Source organism: Streptomyces sp. NBC_00236, assembly GCF_036195045.1.
GTDB lineage: Bacteria > Actinomycetota > Actinomycetes > Streptomycetales > Streptomycetaceae > Streptomyces.
Genome location: NZ_CP108100.1, coordinates 2,657,208 through 2,678,371, shown reverse-complemented (window position 1 = coordinate 2,678,371; position 21,164 = coordinate 2,657,208). Strand labels below are relative to the sequence as shown.

Genomic DNA, 21,164 nt, shown 5'->3' with positions numbered 1-21,164 from the left:
CCAGGAAGGGGCCGTCATGGCTGCCGAGGAGATCCAGCAGGACGTCGTCCGGGCCGCTGCACAGGCCGTCGTCATCGAAGAGGTCCGCGCCTACGTCGAGCAGATCCACTCCCGTGGTCGCGTCGACTTCACCGACACCGGGCGGATGGTCGGCCACCTCATGTCCGCCGAAGTGCTCCTGATGAACGTCGCCGAAGCGTTCACCCCCGCCAACTGACCACCGCAGCCGCGGCGTCCATGCCGTGAGGGCGCCGGATCGAATCCGGCCCGGGGCACGTCCCGCACCAGCACCGTTCTGCCCATCGATTCCGCCGCCTGAGCTGCGGCGATGAACGGAGACGAGACGTAGTGAAGCTGACCGTCACCACCCACAAGCTCCCCGGCTACCGCTCCACCCTGAAGACCGCCCAGCGCCTGGCCGAAGAGGCCGTCCGCGTCGTGGACCGGGCGGTGCCCGGCCGGATGCCCGACGTGCAGGTCGTCCTCACCGCCGAACGCCATCTGGCCGACGTGACCACCGCAGCCGAGTTCGCCACCGCCGAATGCACCGACAAGCGGGTGCAGTCCCGTGCCCTGCGGTTCGAGAAGCGCAAGGCACGCGACACGGCCGGCCGCGCGATCCCGCTCGCCGACGGCGGGGTCCTCATCGTCATCAACGTCGACCAGCACCCCAACGAGGCGACGTTCGCCATCACGCTCGTGCACGAGCTGGTCCACGCCATGCAGACCAGCCGCAAGGACGTCCGCGAACGCCTCATCGCCGGTATCCGCAACAACCTCGGCATCGAGCGCCTGTCCCGCCGCCAGTGCCGCGAGTACGACCGCTGCATTGAGCAGGAAGAGCGCGAGGCGTACGGGTGCGAGTACCTCGCCAAGCGCGTCGTCCCCTCCGCCGCCGCAGCCTGAACCACCCCACACCCTTCACCCCTACCGCCCCCATTCCAGGGGGAGTTGACGGGAGACACCGGCATGTCCGAGAACGTCATCAACCTCTTCAAAAACCCCACCAACGCCCCCCAGGCGCCCTCACCGGCCCCGGCGGCTGCTGTAGCAGCACCGGGCATTGAGCGGCCGTCTGTGCCGCTGTGGGTGCGCTCCGCGCGGGGTATCCGCACGGTGGCCACCCACGACCACACCAAGACCGCCTGCCGCGCCGCCGCCCGCCACGGCCTGTACGTGGTGGGCGGGACTCGGATCGTTGCCCGTCGCACGTGGGAGGGCCGTACCGCCTCCCGCTATGAGCGGCTGCTGCGTGCGGCGGAAGCCGCGGGGAACATGGACGCTGCTGCCGAGTGGGAGGAGCGCGGGCAGCGCTTCCGCCAGGAGCGCCACCGCCGCCGCATGGACCTGCTCACCGCCCCCATGGACGCAGCGAAGGGCATCGCGGCCGGCGCCGCCATCGGGGGCGGCGGGCTGCTGCTGCTGGGCATCATGCTGGCCGTCGCGAACAAGGACTGGACCGACATCGCCGCGCCGACGATGGCTCTGGTCGAGTTGGTCCGCTGGGTCATCTTCATTATCACCGTGACCTGGGGACCTTTGATGACCCTGGGCCCGTGGGCGGTGCTGTTCGGTCTGTGGGCGGTGGGCAAGAACCAGCAGGCCGCACCCCAGTGGGCCCTGCCCGCCCACGTGCGTTCCAGCGAGGGTGAGCCGGTCACTCCGTCCGTCGTCGTACTGGCCCTGCGCAACCTGGGTATCGCCCCGCTGCGCAACGCCATCAAGGACATGGGCGACGCCGGCGCCTCCATGCTGGGCCCGATCCGGATCGCCGGATGCGGCGTCGAAGTCGATGTCACCCTGCCCTCCGGTGTCTCCACCAACGAGGTGCAGAACCGGCGGCGCAAGCTCGCCGAGAACCTGTCCCGGCACGAGCACGAAGTGTTCATCACCATCCCCCAGGCGGCCCGCACGGTCCGGCTGTGGGTCGCCGATTCCGGCGCCCTGGATGAGCCGATCGGCCCGTCCCCGCTGACCACGGACGACACCCTGACCGCCGACTACGCCAAGGGCCGCGCCCCGTGGGGTCAGGACCTGCGCGGCGACGCGGCAGCGATCAGCCTCTACCAGCGCCACCTGCTCATCACGGGACTGTCGAACCAGGGGAAGACCGCAGCACTCCGCGCGCTCGCGCTGTGGCTGGCCCTGGACCGCACGGTGGAGTTCCGGATCGCGGACCTGAAGGGTGCCGGGGACTGGGCGATGTTCGACGGCCTGGCCACGGTGCTGATCCAGGGGCCGACCGACGACCACGTCGTCGACACGACCGAGATGCTCGAAGACGGCGTTGCCGAGATGGAGCGGCGCCTCCAGGCCCCGCCCGGGACCGTGTTCCCGCCGCTGGTGCTGCTGGTCGATGAGGCGCAGGTGGCGTTCATGTGCCCGGAGGTGGATGAGAAGAAGCGCCCCTACGGCGGGTCCAAGGCCACCTCCCGGTACTTCATGGCCGCGCGGAAGATTCACAACCAGGGTCGGGCGGTCAACGTGACGCTGTGGCAGGGGACGCAGGACCCGACGGACCAGAACCTGCCCAAGCTGGTTCGCGAGGGCGCCCACACCCGTGCTTCCCTCGCCCTGGGCACCGAGTCCCAGGCCCGCATGGCGTTGGGGGACAAGGCCGTTGACGGCGGTGCCGCCCCGAACCTGCTCCGTCCCGGGCTGGACAAGGGCACGTTGGTCGTCGCGTCGGACGGGATCGCAATCCCTGCCGGCCAGGCATCCATCACGGTGCGCACGCACTACATCGACAACGAGACGGCCGCGCAGATCACCGCCCGCGCCCGGGCCCTGCGCGACGGCGTCACCACCCTCCACGTCATCGACCGCAACGAGACGCGGGACCCGCTCGCGGACATCGCCACGGTCATCGGAGACACGAACCGGGTCCTGACCCAGGACGTGTTGCAGCGCCTCTCGACGCTGTCCGCCGACAGCTACGGGAGCTGGACGCACGCCGATCTCAAGCGCGTGTTGGACGGCACGGCGGCCGAGCCCTACAAGTCGGACGGGCGCATGGTCGTCGGCCGCGAGCGCATCGCCCGCGCCCTGACCAACCGCGACAGTGACGGTTCCGCTTCCGCCTCCTGAACACAGGGAGCGCGACCGGGGCGGGTCAGGGAGGCAGGGAGAACTCCCTGACCGCCTCCCTGACCCGCCTCCCTGTACCTGACCTGCGCAAATGATGTTCAGGGAGGCAGGGAGTCACCGCAGCTCAGCACCCCTGAACCCCCTCCACGCGCCTCCCACAGGGGGTGCTTCCGCCTCCCTGGCCCAGCAGAGGACGGGATTCCGCATGCCCACCGCAACCACCACCCACCGCCCCACCGAGCACGCCGCGGCCGCCCCGCAGGCCATTCCGCTCCCGGCGCCGCTGGCCGACGTTGACGCCGCTCGGCTCGTGCGGGACATCGAGCAGTACCTCGCCGCCCGCACCCCCACGACCGCACACCCACTCGTCACCAAGACGACCCAGGAACTGGTCGCCGAAGCCCTCGGCACCGCGGCGCCGGCCACCGCCCCCGCGCTGGAGCTGCCCGGCCGGGTGCTGCGGGTCCTGCCGGACTGGGTGCTGCGCTTCCCGCCTGTACGCCGCCGCCACACCGCCGCCCGGGCGGTGACCGTCGCGGAGCACCTGGAGCTCACCGCTCTGGTGATCGAGCGGTACGGCTGGGCCCAGAGCACGCACCGCACCCGCTCCGGGCGCCGCTGCATCCTCGGCGCGCAGGCCGTGCTCTACCGCCTCGGCATCGGCGACGAAACCACCGTCGCCCGTGCCGGACAGCGCATGCAGGCCGTCCTGCGCGCTCGCGGCTGCACCCTGCCCTACCACCGCTGGAACGACATGCCCGACCGCACCGAGGCCGACGTCCTAGCCCTCATCCGAACGGCCGCCCGCACCGTCTGATCGAACGCTTCACGTGACTCACGAGGAGAACCTCATGGCTGTAACCCTGGCAATGTGCTGGATCGCCGTTTGCGACGTCTGCGGCGGCAGCGCCGCCGAGGAAGGGGGCGTCCCGCACCTCGACAGCCCGATTGAGGCCATCGGATACGTCACCGCGTGGGGCGACGACACCGTCGGCTGGACGCTCACCCCGGACGGGCGTCTCGTCTGCGACGCCGTTTTCGACCGGGAGCACGAGGCCGTCCACGAGGCCGCCGGCAAGCGCATCCCCGAGCCCGGCCGTGACGCCATGTGCGCCACCTTCACCCCCGCCTAGACACGGCTAGGGCGGCCCCCGTCTCGCCAAAGTCCGGGGCCGCCCTGGTCTCCCGCTCAACTCACGAGAACTGGAGACACCCAGCATGACCCAACACGCCCCGATCCGGCGAGCAGCCGACCACCGGCCCGCCTTACTGGATCTCTTCTCCTGCGCCGGCGGCGCGGCCATGGGCTACCACCGGGCAGGGTTCAAGGTGACCGGCATCGACATCGCCGACCGCCCGAACTACCCCTTCACCTTCCACCGCGCCGACGCCCTCGAATACCTCACCGCACTCATCGCGTCCGGGGAGATCCGCCGGTACGCGGGAGTGCACGCCTCCCCGCCGTGCCAGGCCGGATGCGCCCTCACCGTCGGCACCAACGCCGCACGCGGCTGGGGGCGCACCCACGTCCAGCTCATCCCCGAACTCCGAACCCTGCTCGACACCACCGGCCTGCCCTACGTGATCGAGCAGCCCAACGGAAAGGCCCCCGTGCGGGCCGACGTGCGGCTGTGCGGGGAGATGTTCGGTCTCGGGGTACTGCGCCACCGCGTCTTCGAACTCGGGCGCTGGACCGTCCCTCAGCCCGCACACCCGCGCCACCGGGGGTACGTACGCGGCTACCGCCACGGCGTCTACCGCGACGGCCCCTACGTCGCCGCGTACGGGGCCGGTGGCGGCAAGGCCACCATCCCCGAGATGCAGACTGCGATGGGCATCACCTGGACCGAGGTCCGCGAGGAACTGACCGAGGCCATTCCCCCGGCTTACACCCAGTGGCTCGGCACCCACGCCCGCCACCGCCTCCGCGCCACGGCGGTGGCCGCATGAACACCCACCTGACCACTGCCCTGGACCTCGCCAGGCGGGGTGTGCCGGTGCTTCCGCTGCGTGCGGGCAAGGTGCCGTTCGGGAACTGCCGCTCCTGCCGGGGCAACGCGTGCGGAGGCCGGCCGAACATGAAGACCCCCGGCATCTGCGACTGCCCGCGTGTCTGCCACGCCTGGGCCGCCGCGACCACCGACCCCGCCGTCCTCACCGGACGCCCGTGGGCACCCGTGTGGGAGCAGACGCAAGCCGTCGCCTACCACCCTGGCGGGGCTGGTCTGACCGTGGTCGACCTCGACAACAATCAGGCCGTGGAATGGGCCCGCCAGACGCTCCCTACCACGCGGACCGTGCCCACAACGCGGGGCGAGCACTGGATCTACCGGGGCACCATCCGGTCCGTGAACGCGGTCCGGCCCGACGTCGACATCAAGTCGACCATGTCCTACGCCCGGTGGCTCGGACCCGGCACCGGCACCATGGCCGAGCTCCCGGACGCCGTGCGCGCCCTGGCCGTCAAGGAACCCACCACCGCCCGGCCAACACCGCACACCATCACCGTGCCCGCACGGGCCGGTGGGGGGAACTGCCCCCACCGCATGCCCGCTTATCTGGACCGTGGCATCGCCATGGCAGAGCAGCGCATCACCGAGGCCCGCAGCGCCGTGCACGCAACCGTCTACCGCACGTTCCTCGCGGTGCTGTCGACACACGGCCGGTGCGGCTGCCTCACGGACAACCACATCACGCGGCTGTTCACCGCTGCCCATGCCAAGGGCGAATCGGCCCGGCACTGCACCGACGCGTGGACCAACGCCCAGACCCGGTTGGGACTGTGACCATGGCTGACGACGAGAAGAACCCCGCCCGCGAGATCATCACCGACTACGCGCAAGAGCACTTCCGGTACTTCCGCACCGCCGACGGCACCGTCTACGCGCAGAAGAACAGGCACCCCGTCGCCCGCCCGATCCGCTCCCAGGGCACCACCGGCAGCCACCGGCAGGAACTCATGGTCGGCCTGTTCAAGGACGGGCGCGGCGTGTTCAACGGGACCGCGCTCAAAGAGGCACTGGACCTGATTGAGGCTCTGGCGCTGACCGAGGCCACCCAGGCCGTTCAGATCCGCGTCGCCCCCGGATTCGACGGAGCGACATGGCTGGACCTGGGCCGCAGCGACGGGCAGTCCGTCCGCATCCACCCCACCGGCTGGGACATCACCGTGCCCGACCCACGGGAGGTGTGCTGGCGGCGCACCCAGCTCACCGGGGAACTCCCGCTGCCGGCCAAGGACACCGACGGCAAGGGCATCGACCTGCTGTTCAGGCTCACGAACTTCACCAACGCCGAAACCGAGTGCCTGGCCATGGCATGGCTGATCGGCTGCCTCGGGCCGTCCGTACCGGTCCCCGCGCCGTTCCTCACCGGGCCGCAGGGCGCGGGGAAGTCCACGGCCGGCCGGATGCTCGTGCGGATCATCGAGGGCATGAGCGGCGACCTGCGCCGGGCACCCAAGGACGAGGAGAACCTGATCGCTGCCGTGGCCGCGGGGTGGGTCACTGCACTGGACAACCTCTCCCACATGACGCCGGACCTGTCCGACGCCATGTGCTGCATCGTCACCGGGGCCGAGAGCGTCAAGCGCGCCCTGTTCACCGACGGGGACGTCCACCGGGCCCGCTACCGACGCCCCTTGCTGCTGACCGGCATTGACGTGGGAGTCATCCGGCCCGACCTCGCGGAACGGCTCCTGCCCCTGCGGCTGGAACGGCCCACCGTCCGCCGCACCGAGGCTGAACTGTGGGCAGAGTTCGAGGACGCCTTGCCCGTCATCCTCGGCTCCCTCCTGGACCTTGCGGTCAGGGTTCGCGCGGCCGAGGCGGAGACGCCCACCGACCTGCGGATGGCCGACTTCGCGCACCTGTGCGCGCAGTTCGACGCGGCGTCCAGCCTCGGAGCGCTGAACGCTTACCGGGCCAGCCTGGATGACCTGAACGACGATGTGATCGAGGGTGACCTGCTCGCGCAGACCGTCCTCGCGCACGCCGACAGCATCGACCCGGGCGGCGAGCAGCGGATGACGTCCACCCAGTGGCTGCACTGCCTCAGCGGCGTCTACAGCGGCGACGATCTGCGGCCCCTGCCCAAAGGGTGGCCGACCACCGGCAAAGTCCTCTCCGACCGGCTCAAGCGCCTCCAACCGACGCTGGCCGCCCGTGGGGTCATCATCGACTCCGGCCGCACCCGCGAGGGCCGCTACCTCGAAATGACCCGCCGGGACGCCATCCCGACCCCCGCCGAACAGACCGAAGCGTTCTGACCTGCGACCCCGTTCGCCCGGACAGCAAGAGGAGCACCAGCCCCCGGAGGCGCGTGCTCTTCTTGCTGTTCGGCGGAACGCCGCCCAAAGGTCGCGCCGCGCAGCGGCCCCTCATTCACGCTCTGACGGGCCACCGGTACTACTACAGACACCCCTTCTTTTTTCCTAAGTAGGGAAGCTCTGCGTCACAGCGTCACGCGGACGGCAAACACAGCCCCTGGCCTGCGGATACAGGCGTGACGCAGACGGAAATCTCTGCGTCATCCTGCGTCACCTGCGTCACGCCGTGACGCAGCCCGTGACGCACCGATGACGCAGCCCCACACCCCCGCGTCACGCAAAACCCCAGGTCACAAGCCCGCGTGACGCTCGTGACGCTGTGACGCAGAAATCCGCACCTAGGACACACGCGGACCGTGCAATGTCGCTCCAACCCACTCACAGCCCGACCGCCTCGCAGAGGAGTCACGCCGTGGCACGCCCCAGAATGCTCACCCTTCCCGAAGTCTGCGAAGAGCTGCACGTCTCCCGATCCACCTTCTACGACTGGCGCCAGAAGGGCCGCGCCCCCCGCTGCATCAAGCTCCCGAACGGCGATCTGCGCGTACGGCGGGGCGACTTGGACAACTGGCTCGACGACCATGAGGACGCCGCTTGATGGAAACGACGTACAACGTCAAGGTCTGGAAGATCGCGACGTACAAGGGAGCGCGAGGCACCACGTACACCGTGCGGTGGACCTTGGACGGCAACGAGCAGCGGGCCCCGTTCGCGACACGAGCACTCGCGGACGCTTTCCGCTCCGAGCTGGTCAGCGCGACCAGGCGCGGTGAGGCATTCAGCTTCAGCACGGGTCGGCCCGTCTCTCATCAGACGGGTGCTACTGCCGTGAACTGGTACGACTTCGCTGTCCAGTTCGCCGACCTCCAATGGGATCGGACAGCCGGCAACAGCCGGAAGAACACATCCAAGGCGCTCACGGCCACCACGGTTGCTCTGCTGCGGACGCCGCCGACAGGCTTCCGGCCAGTCGACGTGCGCACAGCGCTCCGTGAGTTCGCCTTCAACACCAAGCGGCGCCAGGAGGCACCGCCGGAGGTGTTGACCATCCTCAGGTGGGTGGAACGGAACACGCTGTCCATGGCGGCCTGGGAGGACCCAGCGAAGGTGGACGGAGTTCTGCGGGCGTTCGATGTTCGGCTTGACGGCACGCGAGCCGCTGCGAGCTCCGTAAAGCGCAATCGGCGCGTTCTCAACGTCGCCATGGAGCACGCCGTGAAGCGCAAGGTCCTGCGGACGAACCCTCTGCCAAAGGGCAGGGGGACCGCGCCGAAAACGTCGTCGGCGGTGGACAAGCGGGCAATCTTGAACACGGGCCAAGCGGCCCGGCTGCTGGGCTGGGTGCGCGGCCGTACTCGCGGCGGCCCCCGCCTGCACGCATTCTTCGCGCTGCTCTACTACACCGGCCCACGCCCCGAGGAAGCGGTGGCGATGCGGGTGCGGGACATTCGGCTGCCCGCCCCGGACGTCGCAGACCAGTGGTGCGAGCTGTTGTTCCACACGGCTCAGCCGGAGGTAGGCAAGAACTGGACCGACAACGGGGCCATCCACGAGGAGCGCGGATTGAAGGGGCGAGCCGCGGACGACACCCGCGTCGTCCCGGGGCACCCCTCCCTCACGAGGATCCTGCGCGAGCACATCAAGGACGAGAAACTGAAGCCGAGCGATCTGCTGTTCCAGGGGGAGAAGGGCGAGCTGCTCGCAGGCTCCGTCATTCGCCGCGCCTGGCGATCCGCTCGCGTGACGGTCCTCACCCCTGATGAGTTCGCCTCACCCTTGGGCAAGCGGGTGTACGACCTGCGGCACACGCGGCTGACCAAGTGGCTCAACGACGGTATTCCGCCGGCGCAGGTCGCGGAGTGGGCGGGGAACAGCGTGCCGATCCTGCTGGCCATCTACGCCCGCTGTGTGTCCGGTCAGCTCTCCGAGCTCAAGAAGCGGATGGAAGCGGGGGAGGACCTCCCGGAGCTCCCTGACGTGGGCTGACGGGGGCGCGGAGAACTTCTCCGTGCATTCTCCGTGGCCACCCGTAGAAACCCGGTGACAGCCGGACAGCGCCGGACCGCCCTCACAGCCTCCCGAGGCCGGTCCGGCGCTTACGCGCCCTCTACGGGCCACTGTCTAGTGTGCGTCTGACCAGCGAAAAGGCCCTCCGGGGTGGAGGGCCTCAAAGTGGTGTGCGCTGTGCGCCCCCGGCAGGACTCGAACCTGCGGCCAAGCGCTTAGAAGGCGCCTGCTCTATCCACTGAGCTACGGGGGCCGGGTGGTGACCTCGGTGGCCTGATGCCCTGGACCCGGGCGGTCCGTGACCTTGCCGGGACAAGGATAGGGCTCCGATTGACTCGGCCCGGTTGCTTCACCTGCGTGGCACGATGTGGAGGTTCGGTGAAGCGAGACGATAATCGCAGGTGGGTGCGATTCATGCATCGCTTTTGACGCCTGACGCCCCGGGTGTTGTGCACTCGTTATGCCTGCGCCCCACTCGTCCCGTCTGTCCGGACGGAGGAACCGGCGCGCAGAGGTGTCTATACGCTTCAAAAAGGCGCCAAAATTGGGCATTCTTCGCATGTGGTGACCTTGGACGTACGGCCTCAGCTCATCGACGCACTTTCCGCCCTGCGCGACCGTGTCGCTGCCGTGCGTCTTCCACTCCCGCTCCCAGGAGCTCCACGCGCCCGGCAGACCAGGATCGAACTGCTCGCCCAGCTCGACGACTACCTGCTGCCCAGGCTCAAGGACCCCGAGGCTCCCCTCCTCGCGGTCATCGGCGGATCCACCGGCGCGGGCAAGTCGACGCTCGTCAACTCACTCGTCGGACGCCGCGTCAGCGAAGCCGGGGTACTGCGTCCGACCACGCGCACGCCGGTGCTCGTCTGCCATCCGGATGATCATCACTGGTTCGCCGACATCCGGGTGCTGCCCCAGCTCACCCGCGTCTGGCTGCCGCCCGAGGAGTCGGCCGACCCCGGCCAGTGCGACGACCTCGACGGACTCGACGGGAGCGCGGCCGAGGAAGGCACCGCGCTGCGCGTCGAGACCGCCGCCGGGCTGCCGCGCGGCCTCGCCCTGCTGGACGCCCCCGACATCGACTCGCTCGTCGTGCGCAACCGTGTCCTGGCCGCCGAACTCATCTGCGCGGCGGACGTCTGGGTCATGGTGACCACCGCCTCCCGCTACGCCGACGCCGTGCCGTGGCATCTGCTGCGTACGGCCAAGGAGTACGACGCCTCCCTCGTCACCGTCCTCGACCGGGTCCCGCACCAGGTCATCGCCGAGGTCTCACGGCAGTACGGCGCGCTGCTCACCAAGGCCGGACTCGGCGAGGTGCCGCGCTTCACCATTCCCGAACTGCCCGAGTCCGCCGGCGGCGGCAGCGGACTGCTCCCCACCACCGCCGTCGCCCCGCTGCGCGCCTGGCTCACCCACCGCGCGCAGGACCCGGCGGCCCGTCAGCAGGCGGTCGGGCGGACGGCGGCCGGGGTCATCGACTCCCTCGACGTCCGGATGCCGGCCCTGGCGGGAGCCGTCGCGGCGCAGTACGCCGCCGCCGTACGGCTGACCGGGGTGGTGGAGGAGGCGTACCGCAAGGAGGGCGCACGCGTACGGAAACGGCTCCAGAGCGGCGGGGCACTCGCCGGGGACGCGCGGACCCGGTGGCGCGGCTACCCGCTCTACAGCACCTCGGAGGAAGTGCTCGACGCACTCGTGGAGTCCCTCGCCGCGCTCCTGGAATGCGCGGTGGCCGCCGCCGACGAGACGATCCGCACGACCTGGCGGCGGGAACCCGCGGCCGCCGTCCTCGGCTTCGAGACCACGGGCCGGGAAGCGGGCGGCTGGGGGCCGCCCGAGGACATCCGCGGCCGGATCGCCATGACCGTACGGAGGTGGCGCCGGGTCCTGGAGGAACTGGCCGAGGAAGAGGTGCGGCTCATGGAACGCAACACCGCACCCGACGCGGAGACCGTCGCCGCCCTCCTCGCCGCCGCCCTCCTCGGCGGACGCCGGGCCCGTACCGCCGGAGAGCAACTGGCCGAACGCATCGGCGTCCAGGGCGCCCTGCGCCTGCGCGACAAGGGCGGCGCGCTGCTCACCACCTATCTCGACCAGGTGCTCGGCGGCGAACGCGACCGCCGGCTCGCCCCGCTGGACGCACTCGACGTGGCCCCCGAGCCGCAGGCCGAACTGATTGCCGCGCTGTCCGTACTGCAGAAGGAGAGGTGGCAGCGATGACTGCCGTCACTGACGAGGGTCCGGGACAGAGCCGGGGACCGGTACCCGGGCGTGGCTCCGACCTGAACGGTTCCGGTTCGGATGGTTCCGGCACGGACCGCTCCGGCCCGGACGGTTCCGGCCCCGGCGAGCATCCCGGACACCACGACGGCAGGCCGCCCGGAGGCTGGGACGACGGCCTCATCGCCCGCCGGGCCGCGGCCGCCACCGAGGAGGCCGCGCCCGACGAAGCCCCCGCAGCCGTCCCCGAGGACGAGGTACGGCCGCAGGTCGAGGCGTACGTGCCCTCCGACAGTCCGCTCAGCTCACGCCTGGACGCGCTGCGCGAACTCGTCGGCCTGTCCAGGGCCCGGCTGGAGAGGGCCGACCTCGCGGAGGCGGGGCGGGTGCTCGACGAGGCCGCAGCCCGCAGGCGGCTCTCCTCCCGCCACACCGTCGTCGCCATCGCCGGAGCGAGCGGCAGCGGCAAGTCGACCCTCTTCAACTCCCTCGCGGGCGCCCAGATCTCCGAGACCGGACTCCGCAGGCCCACCACCGCCTCACCCCTCGCCTGCTCCTGGACGGACGGCGCCGCGGGCCTGCTGGACCGGCTCGCGATCCCCGGGCGGCTCAGGCGCAGGCCGCAGCCCGGCAGCACGGCGGCCGACGAGGCGCTCCAGGGCCTCGTCCTGGTCGACCTGCCCGACCACGACTCGGCGGCGCGCGGGCACCGCGACCAGGTGGACCGGGTGCTGGCGCTCGTCGACGCGGTGATCTGGGTGGTGGACCCGGAGAAGTACGCGGACGCAGCCCTCCACGAGCGTTACCTGCGGCCCCTCGCCGGACACGCGGAGGTCACCTTCGTCGTCCTCAACCAGATCGACCGGCTGCCCGGCGAGGCGGCCGACCAGGTCCTGGACGACCTGCGCCGGCTCCTCGACGAGGACGGCATGGCGCTGGGCGAACACGGCGAACCCGGTGCCACCGTCCTGTCCCTGTCCGCGCTCACCGGCGACGGGGTGGGGGAACTGCGCGAACTGCTGGGCCGGTTCGTCCAGGACCGTACGGCGGCCACGCGCCGGCTCTCCGCGGACGTGGACGCCGCCGCGGACCGACTCCGTCCGGTGTACGTCGCCGAGGGGCGGCCGGGACTGGGGGAGCGGGCCCGGGAGGAGTTCGCCGACCGCCTCGCGGAGGCCGTCGGCGCCGCCGCCGCCGGACAGGCCGCCGAACGCGAATGGCGCCGCAACGCCGGACGGGCGTGCGGGACGCCGTGGCTGCGGCTGTGGCGCTGGTACGAGTCGACCCGGCAGCCCGGCGGCCCGGACCGCGGCGCCCTCGGCGCCCCGCCCGAGGAGCGGCTCACCGCGCGCCAACGCGTCGAACAGGCCGTGCGCACCGTGGCCGAGGACGCGGCCGACGGACTGCCCGGGCCATGGGCGCAGGCGGTGCGCGAAGCCGCCGTGCACGGGGCGCAGGGGCTGCCGGAGGCACTCGACGAACTGGCAGCGCGGGCAGCGGGGACGGAGGGCCGGGGCGCGGACGACGGCGCTACGGCCGGTGCGGCGGCCGGTGACCGAGGAGATGCGGCTCAGGCTCACCCGGGGCGTGGCACGAAGCCCCCGCGGCCTGCCTGGTGGCCCGCGGCCGTACTGGCCCAGGTGGTGATGACGCTGCTGCAGGTCTTCGGCGGTCTGTGGCTGGCCGGCCAGATCATCGGCGTCCTGCAGCCGGGGCTGCTGACGCCCGCTCTGGTGATGCTGGCGGGCATCATCGGCGGCCCGTTGGTGGAGTGGTCGTGCGCGGCGGCTGCCCGGGGGCCCGCGCGCCGGTACGGCCAGGAGGCCGAACGAAGGCTGCGCGAGGCAGCGGCGGCCTGCGGGCGGGCGCGGGTGCTCGACCCCGTTTCGGCGGAACTGGTGCGCTACCGGGAGGTGCGCGAGCGCTTCGTGGCGGTGACGGAGTTTTCCACAACGGTCCGTTAGTCCACAGGCTTCAGCGGGAATTCCGCCTCCCCTTCACCATGGGATCAGTGACCGGACGCAGGAGCGCGGTCACCGATATCCGGACCGAAGGGGAGGCGGAGTCATGAACGAGACCTTGGTGACGCTGGTGGGGAACGCGGCGACCGGTGTGGAGTTCCGGGAAACGGCGAGTGGAGGAATGGCGCGATTCCGGTTCGCGGTGACGCCGCGGCGGTGGGACAGGGAGAAGGCGCTCTGGACGGACGGGCACACCAGCTTCTACACGGTGTGGGCCTGGCGCACCCTGGCAGCGAATCTGACGGGTTCCGTGGCCGTGGGGGAACCCTTGGTGGTGCACGGCAGGCTGAAGGTGCGCGAGGAGGAACGGGAGGGGCAGCGCCGGACCTTCGTGGACATCGAGGCGGTGGCGGTGGGACACGATCTGACCCGGGGGACGTCGGCCTTCCGGCGTGTGGTCAGGGGCGAGCCGGGGCTGACGGCGCGGAACGGGGCGCGGCGGGCCGACGAGCCGGACGAGTGGGCGGTGCGGGACTGTCCGGCGGAGAGCGAACAGCCTGCGGACCGGGCGGAGTCAAGGAATGCGGAGCGTGAGCCGACGGCGTCCGTCCCGGCGGAACGCCCTGTCACCAGGCGCCGGACGGTACGTCAGAAAGCCGAACCGGAACTGGTGTCGGTGCCCTGACACGCCACGGGGCAGAGGCGGCGAGGGCCGCATTCCGGCCCGAGCTCTCTGTCCGGCCTTCGCCCCGTTGCCCTCCCGGGCAGGACGTTACCCGGCATAACGATTCCGATTCGGAATGGTTGTCGGACGGTATGACGGGGGACTGTGCTTCGCGCGGTCTTTAGGATTCCTCAGTACTCACAGGGCACTTGAGTCGGCTGGCGGGACATTCCCCACACGCGTAACGGACGCGAGGGTCTCGCCCGGAGGGGAATTCTGTGTTTTCTGCTTCTTCAGCGACCGCCTCGTCATCCACGACGACGGCCGAACCCCGACGGACCCGGGGCATAGCCCGGCTGGCCGCCTCGGTAGTGGCAAGCGGCCTGGTCGTGGCCGGCGCCCTCACCGGAGCGGGCGGCGCGGTCGCCGACGAGGCACCCCCGCACCAGGGCGGCGCGACCGCGACCCTGGACGGGCTGAAGACGTTCGACAGCGCGGTCCTCCACGCCCCCGACGGCAAGAACCAGAAGCTGCCCGCAGGGCTCTTCGAGATGACGGTCGACGGCGGCGGCAAGTTCAAGACGTACTGCATCGACATCCACAACCCCACCCAGGACCAGGCGAAGTACCTGGAGACCCCCTGGAACCAGACCTCGCTCGGCACGAACAAGAACGCCGGCAAGATCCGCTGGATCCTGGAGCACTCCTACCCGAAGATCGACGACCTCCAGGCACTCGCCGAGGAGGCGGGCACGGGCCCGCTCACCGAGCGGACCGCGGCGGCCGGCACCCAGGTCGCCATCTGGCGCTACTCGGACAACGCCGACGTGACCGCGTCCGACGGCCAGGCGGAGAAGCTCGCCGACTGGCTGCAGAAGTCCGCCACCGACACCGCCGAGCCCAGGGCGTCCCTCGCCCTGGACCCGGTCGCGGTGTCCGGCAACTCCGGCAAGCGCCTCGGCCCGGTCACCGTCCGCACCAATGCCGGGCAGGTCTCGGTGAACCCGCCCGCGGACTCCGCCAGCGGCATCCGCATCACCGACAAGAAGGGCAAGGCCGTCACCACGGCCACCAACGGCTCCCAGCTCTACTTCGACATCCCGGCAGGCGCCGCCGACGGCTCCGCCTCCCTGACGGTCCAGGCCACCACCTCGGTCCCCGTCGGCCGGGCCTTCGCCGGTGCCACCAAGAGCCAGACCCAGATCCTGGCCGGCTCCAGCGAGTCCACGGTCTCCGCGAGCGCCACCGCGACCTGGGCCGGCAAGGGCGCGATCCCCGCGGTCACCGCGAAGAAGAACTGCGCCAAGGGCGGCGTGGACGTCACCACGAGCAACACGGGCGACGAGGCCTTCACGTACGAACTGGCCGGGGCGCAGCACACCGTCGCGCCCGGCAAGTCCGAGACGGTGACCGTGCCGGTCGCCGAGGACCAGGCGTATGACGTCACGGTCACCGGACCGGGCGGGTTCAGCCGCACGTTCAAGGGCGTCCTGGACTGCAAGACCACCGGCAGCGGCACCGACGGCCTCACCACCCAGACCGCCGAACAGCCCACCACGACCACCGCCACGGCCGGCGGCAATACGGCGGGTGCGGGCGCCGAAGGCAACCTGGCCGAGACCGGCAGCTCCAACGCCACCCCGATGATCGCGGGCATCGCCATCGCCCTGGTCGTCATCGGCGGCGGCTCGGTCTTCCTCCTCCGCCGCCGCAAGGACCAGTCCTCGGGCGAGTAACGAGCACAGACGACGGCGCACGGTTGCGAAGCGCTGACAGCGGCCCCGGTACGGCTTCGGCGTACCGGGGCCCTCGCGTCCCCGACCGGGCTGCCCGATACCGCGCACCGGAGGGTTGGGCCCGGTGCGCCGTGTCCGGTGTTCCCTGTCCGGTGTGTTCGGGCCAGGGTCAGGAGGGCTTCTCCAGTTCTGCGTCACCGGTGTGTTCGGGCCAGGGTGAGGAAGAGCTTCTCCAGTTCTGCGTCACCGGTGTGCTCAGGCCAGGGTGAGGAAGAGCTTCTCCAGTTCCGCCTCGTTCATGACGGGGGTGCCGCCCTCCTCGGGGGCGGTCAGGCACTCACGCATGCGCCCCGCGATGATTTTGAAACCGGCACGGTCCAGCGCCCGGCTGACGGCGGCGAGCTGGGTCACCACATCCCGGCAGTCGCGGCCTTCCTCGACCATGGTGATGACTCCCGCCAACTGCCCCTGGGCGCGGCGCAGACGGTTGAGTACGGCACGGGCTGACGCCTCGTCCGCCGCGGTCGCGGCTCCGGTGCTCTCCGGGGCGGGGCTCATCCGTTGAGCTCCTCGGCGAGCCGGGCGAGCGCGTCGTCCAGTCTGCGGGTGGCCTCGTCCGCGACCGGTGCGAGGGCGTCGAGACCGGTCATCGTGACCATGGTGGCGGGGTCCAGCGCCTGCACCACCGTCTGTGCCCCCTCGGTGCGCACCACCACGTTGCAGGGCAGCAGGAGCCCGATGCTCCGGTCGGTGTCGAGGGCCCGCTCCGCCAACTGCGGGTTGCAGGCGCCCAGGATCAGGTAGTTCTCCATGTCCCGGCCGAGCTTGTCCTTGAGGGTCGCGGCCACGTCGATCTCGGTGAGCACGCCGAAGCCCTGCTCGGCAAGGGCCTGGCGAGCGGCGGTCACGGTGCGGGCGAAGCCGGCGCCGACGCGCACGGTCCTGTCGTATCCCATGATCTTCCTTCCTGAGAGCGGATAAAAGGGGCGATACCTCTCCGACTATACCCCCGGGGGTAATCTGTTACGGTGGATTTAATACCCAGGGGGGTATCCATGGATGGAGTGAGCACAGCATGTTCTTCGTCGACACCATCGAGATCGAAGGGCTGGGCAACCGGCACTACCTCGCCGGTGGCTCCCGAACCGCGGTGGCGGTCGATCCGCCGCGCGACATCGACCGGGTGATCGAAGCGGCCGCGCGGCGCGGGGTGCGCATCACGCACGTCGTGGAGACCCACATCCACAACGACTACGTGACCGGTGGACTGGAGCTGGCCCGGCTGACCGGCGCCGCCTACCTGGTGCCGGCCGCGGCCCAGGTCTCCTTCGCCCGCGTGCCGGTCAGCGACGGCGACGTGATCGAGGTCGACCAGGAGCTGTCCGTGAGGGCGCTGGCCACCCCCGGCCACACCCCGCACCACACGGCGTACGTGCTGGAGGACGGCGGTGCGCCGGTCGCCGCGTTCACCGGCGGTTCCCTGCTCATCGGTACCGTGGGCCGCCCCGACCTGGTCGAGCCCCGCCTCACCGAACAGCTCGCCCGCGCCCAGCACGCCTCCGCGCACCGACTGGCCGCGGAGCTGCCCGACGACACCTCGGTTCTGCCCACCCACGGTTTCGGCAGCTTCTGCTCCTCCGGGCAGGCCGAGGGCGACGCGAGCACCATCGGCCGGGAGAAGACCCTGAACTCAGCCCTGGCGCAGGACGTCGACTCCTTCGTCGCCGGTCTGCTGGCGGGCCTGGAGGACGTCCCCGCCTACTACGTACACATGGGACCGGCCAACTCTGCGGGGCCCGACCCCGTCGATCTGACCTCCCCCCGGCGCGCGGACGCCGAGGAGATCGCCGCGCGGCTCGCAGCCGGTGAGTGGGTCGTGGATGTGCGCAACCGTGTCGCGTTCGCCCAGGGGCACGTCGCCGGTTCGTTCAACTTCGAGGCCGACGGCAAGATCGCCACCTACCTGGCGTGGATGATCCCCTGGGGCAAGCCCGTCACCCTGCTCGCGGAGACACCCCAGCAACTGGCCGACGCCCAGCGCGAACTGGTCCGGGTCGGGATCGACCGCCCCGCCGCCGCCGCGACCGGCTCCCCGTCCGACTGGCTGCGCCCGGGTGACGCTGCGGCCTCGTTCCGCCGCGCGGCCTTCGCCGACCTGGCCGCCGCGCTCTCCCGGGCGGAGCACGCTCCCGTGGTCCTGGACGTCCGCCGCGATTCCGAGCGGGCCGGCGGGTACATCGAGGGATCGGTCCACATTCCCGTACACACGCTGCACCAGCGGATCGACGAGGTGCCCGCCGGGGACGTGTGGGTGCACTGCGCCGGCGGGATGCGGGCCGGGATCGCGGCCTCGTTGCTGGACGCGGCCGGGCGCGACGTGATCGCCGTCGATGACGGCTTCGACCGGGCCGCAGAAGCCGGCCTGACCGTCCGCACCGCCGCCTGAACCCTGTGAACGCTTCGAACCCTGACGACCTCCCCCACGAGAGGGGCAGTGGCGTCGCGGCGGTCGCCATCGACACCGAGAGGACTCCCACCATGCCCGTCTTCCCCACCGCTCCCGGACGGCTCGACGTCGTGGAGGCCCACCACCTGTTCCGGGAAGCCACTGCCGTCCTGCTGGACGTGCGCGAGAGCGAGGAGTGGCAGGCCGGACACATCCCCGGAGCACGGCACCTGCCGCTGTCCCGGCTGGCGGCCGGAGCGAAGGCGCCCGGCGCACCGGCCGGCTCGCGACTCGTGCTGATCTGCCGCTCCGGAAAGCGTTCGCAGGAGGCCGTCCGCCTGCTCCGTGAACGGGGTACGTACGCCGTGGACGTCACCGGCGGCGTGAAGGAATGGGTCAGCCGGGGACTTCCGGTCCAGGATGCCGCCGGGGCCGCGGGGACCGTCATATGAGCGTCCTCATCCTCGCCCTGGTGGCGGGAGCGCTGGTCGGCCTGGCCCTGGGCGGACTCGGCGGGGGCGGCAGCGTCCTGGCCGTGCCCGCGCTGATCTACCTGCTCGGCTTCAGTCCCGTCGCCGCCACCACCGCCAGCCTGATCATCGTCGCCGCGACCTCCATCAGTTCCCTGGTCGCCCACGCCCGGGACGGCAACGTCCGCTGGCGGGCCGGTCTGCTGTTCGCCGCCGCGGGTATCGGCCCTGCCATGCTCGGCGGCATCGCCGCCGGTCACGTGCCCGCACCCGTACTGACCGTCGCATTCTCGGTGGTCGCCGCACTCGCGGCCTGGCGCATGCTCCGCCCCAGCCGTCCCGCACCGGACCAGCCCCCGCGGCCGGCCAGGGCCGCGGGAGCCGGAGCCGGCCTCGGCGCCGTCACCGGCGTGCTCGGCGTCGGCGGCGGCTTCCTCGCCGTACCGGCCCTCGTCGGAGTCCTCGGCATGCGCATGAAGGCAGCCGTCGGCACCAGCCTCCTGGTGATCATCATCAACTCGCTCGCCGCGCTCGTCACCCGCACCGGCACCGCCGACGGCCTCGACTGGGCCGTCATCGCACCCTTCACGGGAGCCGCGATCCTCGGCGCCTGGGACGGCAAACGCCTCGCCGCGAAGATCTCCGGCAACCGCCTTCAGCACGTCTTCGCCTACGTCCTGCTCGCAGTGGCCGCCCTCATGCTCCTCGACGCCCTCATCTGACCCCGCCCCACCCGAACCGAAAGGCAGAACTAGCCCATGACCCCGACCCTCACCACCTCCGCCGTCCGCGAGCGCCTGCACACCCTCGTCGTCATCGACGTCCGCACCCCCGGCGAATACGCCGGCGGACACCTGCCCGGCGCCCACAACATCCCCCTCGACGACCTCGAGTACGCGCTGCCCGTCGTTCGCGAGGTGTCCGGCCGCGGAGACCTCCTCGTGGTCTGCGCCTCCGGTACCCGCTCCGAGAGCGCCGGCGCGACGCTGGCCCGCCACGGCATACGCGCCGCGAGCCTCGAAGGCGGAACCGCCGCCTGGGCCTCGGCAGGAGGAGACCTGCACCGCCCGGCCACGACCGCAACGCCCAAATGGGCCATGGACCGCCAGGTCCGCCTCACCGCGGGCTCCCTCGTCCTGGGCGGGCTGCTCCTCGGCCAGGTGGTTCATCCCGCCTTCCAGCTGCTCTCCGCCGGAGTCGCCGGAGGCCTCGTCTACTCCGCCCTCTCCAACAGCTGCGCCATGGCCACCCTGCTAGTGAAGCTCCCCTACAACCGCACCCGTCGCACCGACCTCGACGACACCCTGGCCGCCATGCGGAGCCACTGACCGCGACACGGCGGCACGCCGGTCCGTGCGGGGGGACCGGAGTGACGGGTGGCGACTGTCCGTGCGGTGCCGGCTACCGGGCCTGGCCGGAAGCCCCAGGTCAGGCCCACCCACCGATACGGGTTTCCGTCAAGAGGTAGCAGTCAGGCAAGATGGGGTGTTTCTTTCCGGGGGAGGGCACAAAACAGCCCCTCACCAGCAGTTTTCCTGCCAATGAGGGGCCGTGTCAGGCGGCTTGGGCCGTCTGTGGGCCGCCAGCCGGGAGAGGGGGGAGCGGTCGGGGGTCGATCACCGACTGGTGGTCCGTGACGGCCCCGGCGCCGATATCGGTGCGCATCACGCCACGCATCCTTTCCCATTGCCCCCAAAGACGGGTGAAGTCTGCTCGTATGCCATCGAAGGACCCATCCGGGTCGGGGTTCCCTTCCTCCAAGCACATGGTGCGCCGATAGACCTCAGACAACGCCGCAGACATTTCATCCAGCTCGGCAAGAACCGCTGCGGACGCGATCAGCTGAGCCTCAGCGAAGACTGAGTGATGATCGCGTCGGGCCTCCTCGACCAGCTCCCGCGCATCTGGCGTGACGGTTTCTTTGTGCACGATCCAGAGGAAGTTCATGAGATGCGTTCGGTAGCGCCGGAAGGACGCGTTGACCTGCATGTAGCTGTCGCGGCGACGGCTCAGCTCAACCACCTCTTGTTCGCGTCGCCACTGCGCTTCGGCCAACAGTTGCTGACGATCGAACTGTTCAGACTGAACGCGACCTAGCAGTCGTTGCGACAGGACAGAGGCAACTAGCGTGCCTGTGACACCAACCACCGCAGCAGCTAACCCTATGAAAGCGCTTCCCATTTGACCCCCGACTGAGTGAGAGAACCCTGTCGTTGGCATTCTGCCCGCGACGGGGTGGCGGC

Annotated in this window: 21 protein-coding genes and 1 tRNA gene; 18 read left to right on the top strand and 4 right to left on the bottom strand. The window is 70.8% G+C overall.

All coding sequences use genetic code 11. The features are described 5' to 3' along the window. Nucleotides 1–16: 16 nt before the first annotated feature. From OG446_RS11950 to OG446_RS11905, 10 genes are all read left to right on the top strand, one after another. Nucleotides 17–217, top strand: coding sequence for a hypothetical protein (locus OG446_RS11950; RefSeq protein WP_328894007.1), 201 nt, complete (start codon nucleotides 17–19; stop codon nucleotides 215–217). 131 nt (nucleotides 218–348) lie between these two features. Beyond that, the gene (locus OG446_RS11945) at nucleotides 349–906 is read left to right on the top strand and encodes a hypothetical protein (RefSeq protein WP_328894006.1); all 558 of its coding nucleotides are present in this window, start codon (nucleotides 349–351) and stop codon (nucleotides 904–906) included. A 63-nt stretch (nucleotides 907–969) separates the two neighbouring features. Then, a complete protein-coding gene (locus OG446_RS11940; RefSeq protein ID WP_328894005.1) occupies nucleotides 970–3,087 on the top strand; it encodes an ATP-binding protein in 2,118 nt (705 codons plus the stop codon). Nucleotides 3,088–3,292: 205 nt separating this feature from the next. Continuing rightward, nucleotides 3,293–3,904, top strand: a complete 612-nt coding sequence (locus OG446_RS11935; protein WP_328894004.1) for a DUF6197 family protein — start codon at nucleotides 3,293–3,295, stop codon at nucleotides 3,902–3,904. 34 nt (nucleotides 3,905–3,938) lie between these two features. After that, nucleotides 3,939–4,220 carry a hypothetical protein gene (locus OG446_RS11930; protein WP_328894003.1) on the top strand — a complete coding sequence of 94 codons (282 nt, stop codon included), beginning with the start codon at nucleotides 3,939–3,941 and terminating at the stop codon, nucleotides 4,218–4,220. 85 nt (nucleotides 4,221–4,305) lie between these two features. Beyond that, nucleotides 4,306–5,037: a DNA methylase gene (locus OG446_RS11925; protein ID WP_328894002.1), complete on the top strand. Its 732-nt coding sequence runs from the start codon at nucleotides 4,306–4,308 to the stop codon at nucleotides 5,035–5,037. Next, on the top strand, nucleotides 5,034–5,873 hold the full coding sequence (locus tag OG446_RS11920) for a bifunctional DNA primase/polymerase (RefSeq protein WP_328894001.1): 840 nt from the start codon (nucleotides 5,034–5,036) through the stop codon (nucleotides 5,871–5,873). The genes OG446_RS11925 and OG446_RS11920 overlap by 4 nt, the downstream gene beginning before the upstream one ends. A gap of 2 nt (nucleotides 5,874–5,875) precedes the next feature. Then, nucleotides 5,876–7,354, top strand: a complete 1,479-nt coding sequence (locus OG446_RS11915) for an ATP-binding protein (protein WP_328894000.1) — start codon at nucleotides 5,876–5,878, stop codon at nucleotides 7,352–7,354. 421 nt (nucleotides 7,355–7,775) lie between these two features. Beyond that, nucleotides 7,776–8,012: a helix-turn-helix transcriptional regulator gene (locus tag OG446_RS11910; protein ID WP_328893999.1), complete on the top strand. Its 237-nt coding sequence runs from the start codon at nucleotides 7,776–7,778 to the stop codon at nucleotides 8,010–8,012. Nucleotides 8,013–8,242: 230 nt separating this feature from the next. Beyond that, complete coding sequence (locus OG446_RS11905) at nucleotides 8,243–9,400, top strand: tyrosine-type recombinase/integrase (RefSeq protein ID WP_328893998.1); 1,158 nt, start codon at nucleotides 8,243–8,245, stop codon at nucleotides 9,398–9,400. Between the two features lie 201 nt (nucleotides 9,401–9,601). Here OG446_RS11905 and OG446_RS11900 read toward each other — a convergent pair. Next, nucleotides 9,602–9,674, bottom strand: a tRNA-Arg gene (locus OG446_RS11900). A 317-nt stretch (nucleotides 9,675–9,991) separates the two neighbouring features. Between OG446_RS11900 and OG446_RS11895 the strand changes: the two genes are divergently transcribed. The 4 genes from OG446_RS11895 to OG446_RS11880 all read left to right on the top strand — a co-directional run bounded on the left by OG446_RS11895 (nucleotide 9,992) and on the right by OG446_RS11880 (nucleotide 16,005). After that, nucleotides 9,992–11,644 (top strand): dynamin family protein, encoded by a 1,653-nt coding sequence (locus OG446_RS11895; protein ID WP_328898277.1) that lies wholly within the window; start codon nucleotides 9,992–9,994, stop codon nucleotides 11,642–11,644. Further along, nucleotides 11,641–13,608 carry a YfjP family GTPase gene (locus OG446_RS11890; RefSeq protein WP_328893997.1) on the top strand — a complete coding sequence of 656 codons (1,968 nt, stop codon included), beginning with the start codon at nucleotides 11,641–11,643 and terminating at the stop codon, nucleotides 13,606–13,608. The genes OG446_RS11895 and OG446_RS11890 overlap by 4 nt, the downstream gene beginning before the upstream one ends. Nucleotides 13,609–13,711: 103 nt before the next feature. Next, nucleotides 13,712–14,290 carry a single-stranded DNA-binding protein gene (locus tag OG446_RS11885; RefSeq protein ID WP_328893996.1) on the top strand — a complete coding sequence of 193 codons (579 nt, stop codon included), beginning with the start codon at nucleotides 13,712–13,714 and terminating at the stop codon, nucleotides 14,288–14,290. 257 nt (nucleotides 14,291–14,547) lie between these two features. After that, on the top strand, nucleotides 14,548–16,005 hold the full coding sequence (locus OG446_RS11880) for an LAETG motif-containing sortase-dependent surface protein (protein ID WP_328893995.1): 1,458 nt from the start codon (nucleotides 14,548–14,550) through the stop codon (nucleotides 16,003–16,005). A 255-nt stretch (nucleotides 16,006–16,260) separates the two neighbouring features. Here OG446_RS11880 and OG446_RS11875 read toward each other — a convergent pair whose 3' ends face one another. Beyond that, on the bottom strand, nucleotides 16,261–16,563 hold the full coding sequence (locus OG446_RS11875) for a metal-sensitive transcriptional regulator (RefSeq protein ID WP_328893994.1): 303 nt from the start codon (nucleotides 16,561–16,563) through the stop codon (nucleotides 16,261–16,263). After that, a complete protein-coding gene (locus tag OG446_RS11870; protein ID WP_328893993.1) occupies nucleotides 16,560–16,961 on the bottom strand; it encodes a DUF302 domain-containing protein in 402 nt (133 codons plus the stop codon). The genes OG446_RS11875 and OG446_RS11870 overlap by 4 nt, the downstream gene beginning before the upstream one ends. Nucleotides 16,962–17,080: 119 nt before the next feature. Here OG446_RS11870 and OG446_RS11865 point away from each other — a divergent pair, with 119 nt between their 5' ends. The 4 genes from OG446_RS11865 to OG446_RS11850 all read left to right on the top strand — a co-directional run bounded on the left by OG446_RS11865 (nucleotide 17,081) and on the right by OG446_RS11850 (nucleotide 20,249). Then, the gene (locus tag OG446_RS11865; RefSeq protein ID WP_328893992.1) at nucleotides 17,081–18,451 is read left to right on the top strand and encodes an MBL fold metallo-hydrolase; all 1,371 of its coding nucleotides are present in this window, start codon (nucleotides 17,081–17,083) and stop codon (nucleotides 18,449–18,451) included. Nucleotides 18,452–18,543: 92 nt separating this feature from the next. Next, nucleotides 18,544–18,903, top strand: a complete 360-nt coding sequence (locus OG446_RS11860; RefSeq protein ID WP_328893991.1) for a rhodanese-like domain-containing protein — start codon at nucleotides 18,544–18,546, stop codon at nucleotides 18,901–18,903. Next, complete coding sequence (locus OG446_RS11855) at nucleotides 18,900–19,643, top strand: sulfite exporter TauE/SafE family protein (RefSeq protein WP_328893990.1); 744 nt, start codon at nucleotides 18,900–18,902, stop codon at nucleotides 19,641–19,643. The genes OG446_RS11860 and OG446_RS11855 overlap by 4 nt, the downstream gene beginning before the upstream one ends. A gap of 36 nt (nucleotides 19,644–19,679) precedes the next feature. After that, nucleotides 19,680–20,249 (top strand): rhodanese-like domain-containing protein, encoded by a 570-nt coding sequence (locus OG446_RS11850; protein ID WP_328893989.1) that lies wholly within the window; start codon nucleotides 19,680–19,682, stop codon nucleotides 20,247–20,249. A 226-nt stretch (nucleotides 20,250–20,475) separates the two neighbouring features. Here the strand turns inward: OG446_RS11850 and OG446_RS11845 are convergent, their stop codons facing one another. Continuing rightward, on the bottom strand, nucleotides 20,476–21,102 hold the full coding sequence (locus OG446_RS11845; protein WP_328893988.1) for a hypothetical protein: 627 nt from the start codon (nucleotides 21,100–21,102) through the stop codon (nucleotides 20,476–20,478). Nucleotides 21,103–21,164: the final 62 nt, after the last annotated feature.

Bases quoted from the DNA above. Each gene is read 5' to 3' on its own strand.
- OG446_RS11950 (WP_328894007.1), top strand. From the start codon at position 17: ATGGCTGCCGAGGAGATCCAGCAGGACGTCGTCCGGGCCGCTGCACAG.
- OG446_RS11940 (WP_328894005.1), top strand. From the start codon at position 970: ATGTCCGAGAACGTCATCAACCTCTTCAAAAACCCCACCAACGCCCCC.
- OG446_RS11935 (WP_328894004.1), top strand. From the start codon at position 3,293: ATGCCCACCGCAACCACCACCCACCGCCCCACCGAGCACGCCGCGGCC.
- OG446_RS11930 (WP_328894003.1), top strand. From the start codon at position 3,939: ATGGCTGTAACCCTGGCAATGTGCTGGATCGCCGTTTGCGACGTCTGC.
- OG446_RS11925 (WP_328894002.1), top strand. From the start codon at position 4,306: ATGACCCAACACGCCCCGATCCGGCGAGCAGCCGACCACCGGCCCGCC.
- OG446_RS11920 (WP_328894001.1), top strand. From the start codon at position 5,034: ATGAACACCCACCTGACCACTGCCCTGGACCTCGCCAGGCGGGGTGTG.
- OG446_RS11915 (WP_328894000.1), top strand. From the start codon at position 5,876: ATGGCTGACGACGAGAAGAACCCCGCCCGCGAGATCATCACCGACTAC.
- OG446_RS11910 (WP_328893999.1), top strand. From the start codon at position 7,776: ATGTCGCTCCAACCCACTCACAGCCCGACCGCCTCGCAGAGGAGTCAC.
- OG446_RS11890 (WP_328893997.1), top strand. From the start codon at position 11,641: ATGACTGCCGTCACTGACGAGGGTCCGGGACAGAGCCGGGGACCGGTA.
- OG446_RS11885 (WP_328893996.1), top strand. From the start codon at position 13,712: ATGAACGAGACCTTGGTGACGCTGGTGGGGAACGCGGCGACCGGTGTG.
- OG446_RS11875 (WP_328893994.1), bottom strand. From the start codon at position 16,563: ATGAGCCCCGCCCCGGAGAGCACCGGAGCCGCGACCGCGGCGGACGAG.
- OG446_RS11870 (WP_328893993.1), bottom strand. From the start codon at position 16,961: ATGGGATACGACAGGACCGTGCGCGTCGGCGCCGGCTTCGCCCGCACC.
- OG446_RS11865 (WP_328893992.1), top strand. From the start codon at position 17,081: ATGTTCTTCGTCGACACCATCGAGATCGAAGGGCTGGGCAACCGGCAC.
- OG446_RS11860 (WP_328893991.1), top strand. From the start codon at position 18,544: ATGCCCGTCTTCCCCACCGCTCCCGGACGGCTCGACGTCGTGGAGGCC.
- OG446_RS11855 (WP_328893990.1), top strand. From the start codon at position 18,900: ATGAGCGTCCTCATCCTCGCCCTGGTGGCGGGAGCGCTGGTCGGCCTG.
- OG446_RS11850 (WP_328893989.1), top strand. From the start codon at position 19,680: ATGACCCCGACCCTCACCACCTCCGCCGTCCGCGAGCGCCTGCACACC.
- OG446_RS11845 (WP_328893988.1), bottom strand. From the start codon at position 21,102: ATGGGAAGCGCTTTCATAGGGTTAGCTGCTGCGGTGGTTGGTGTCACA.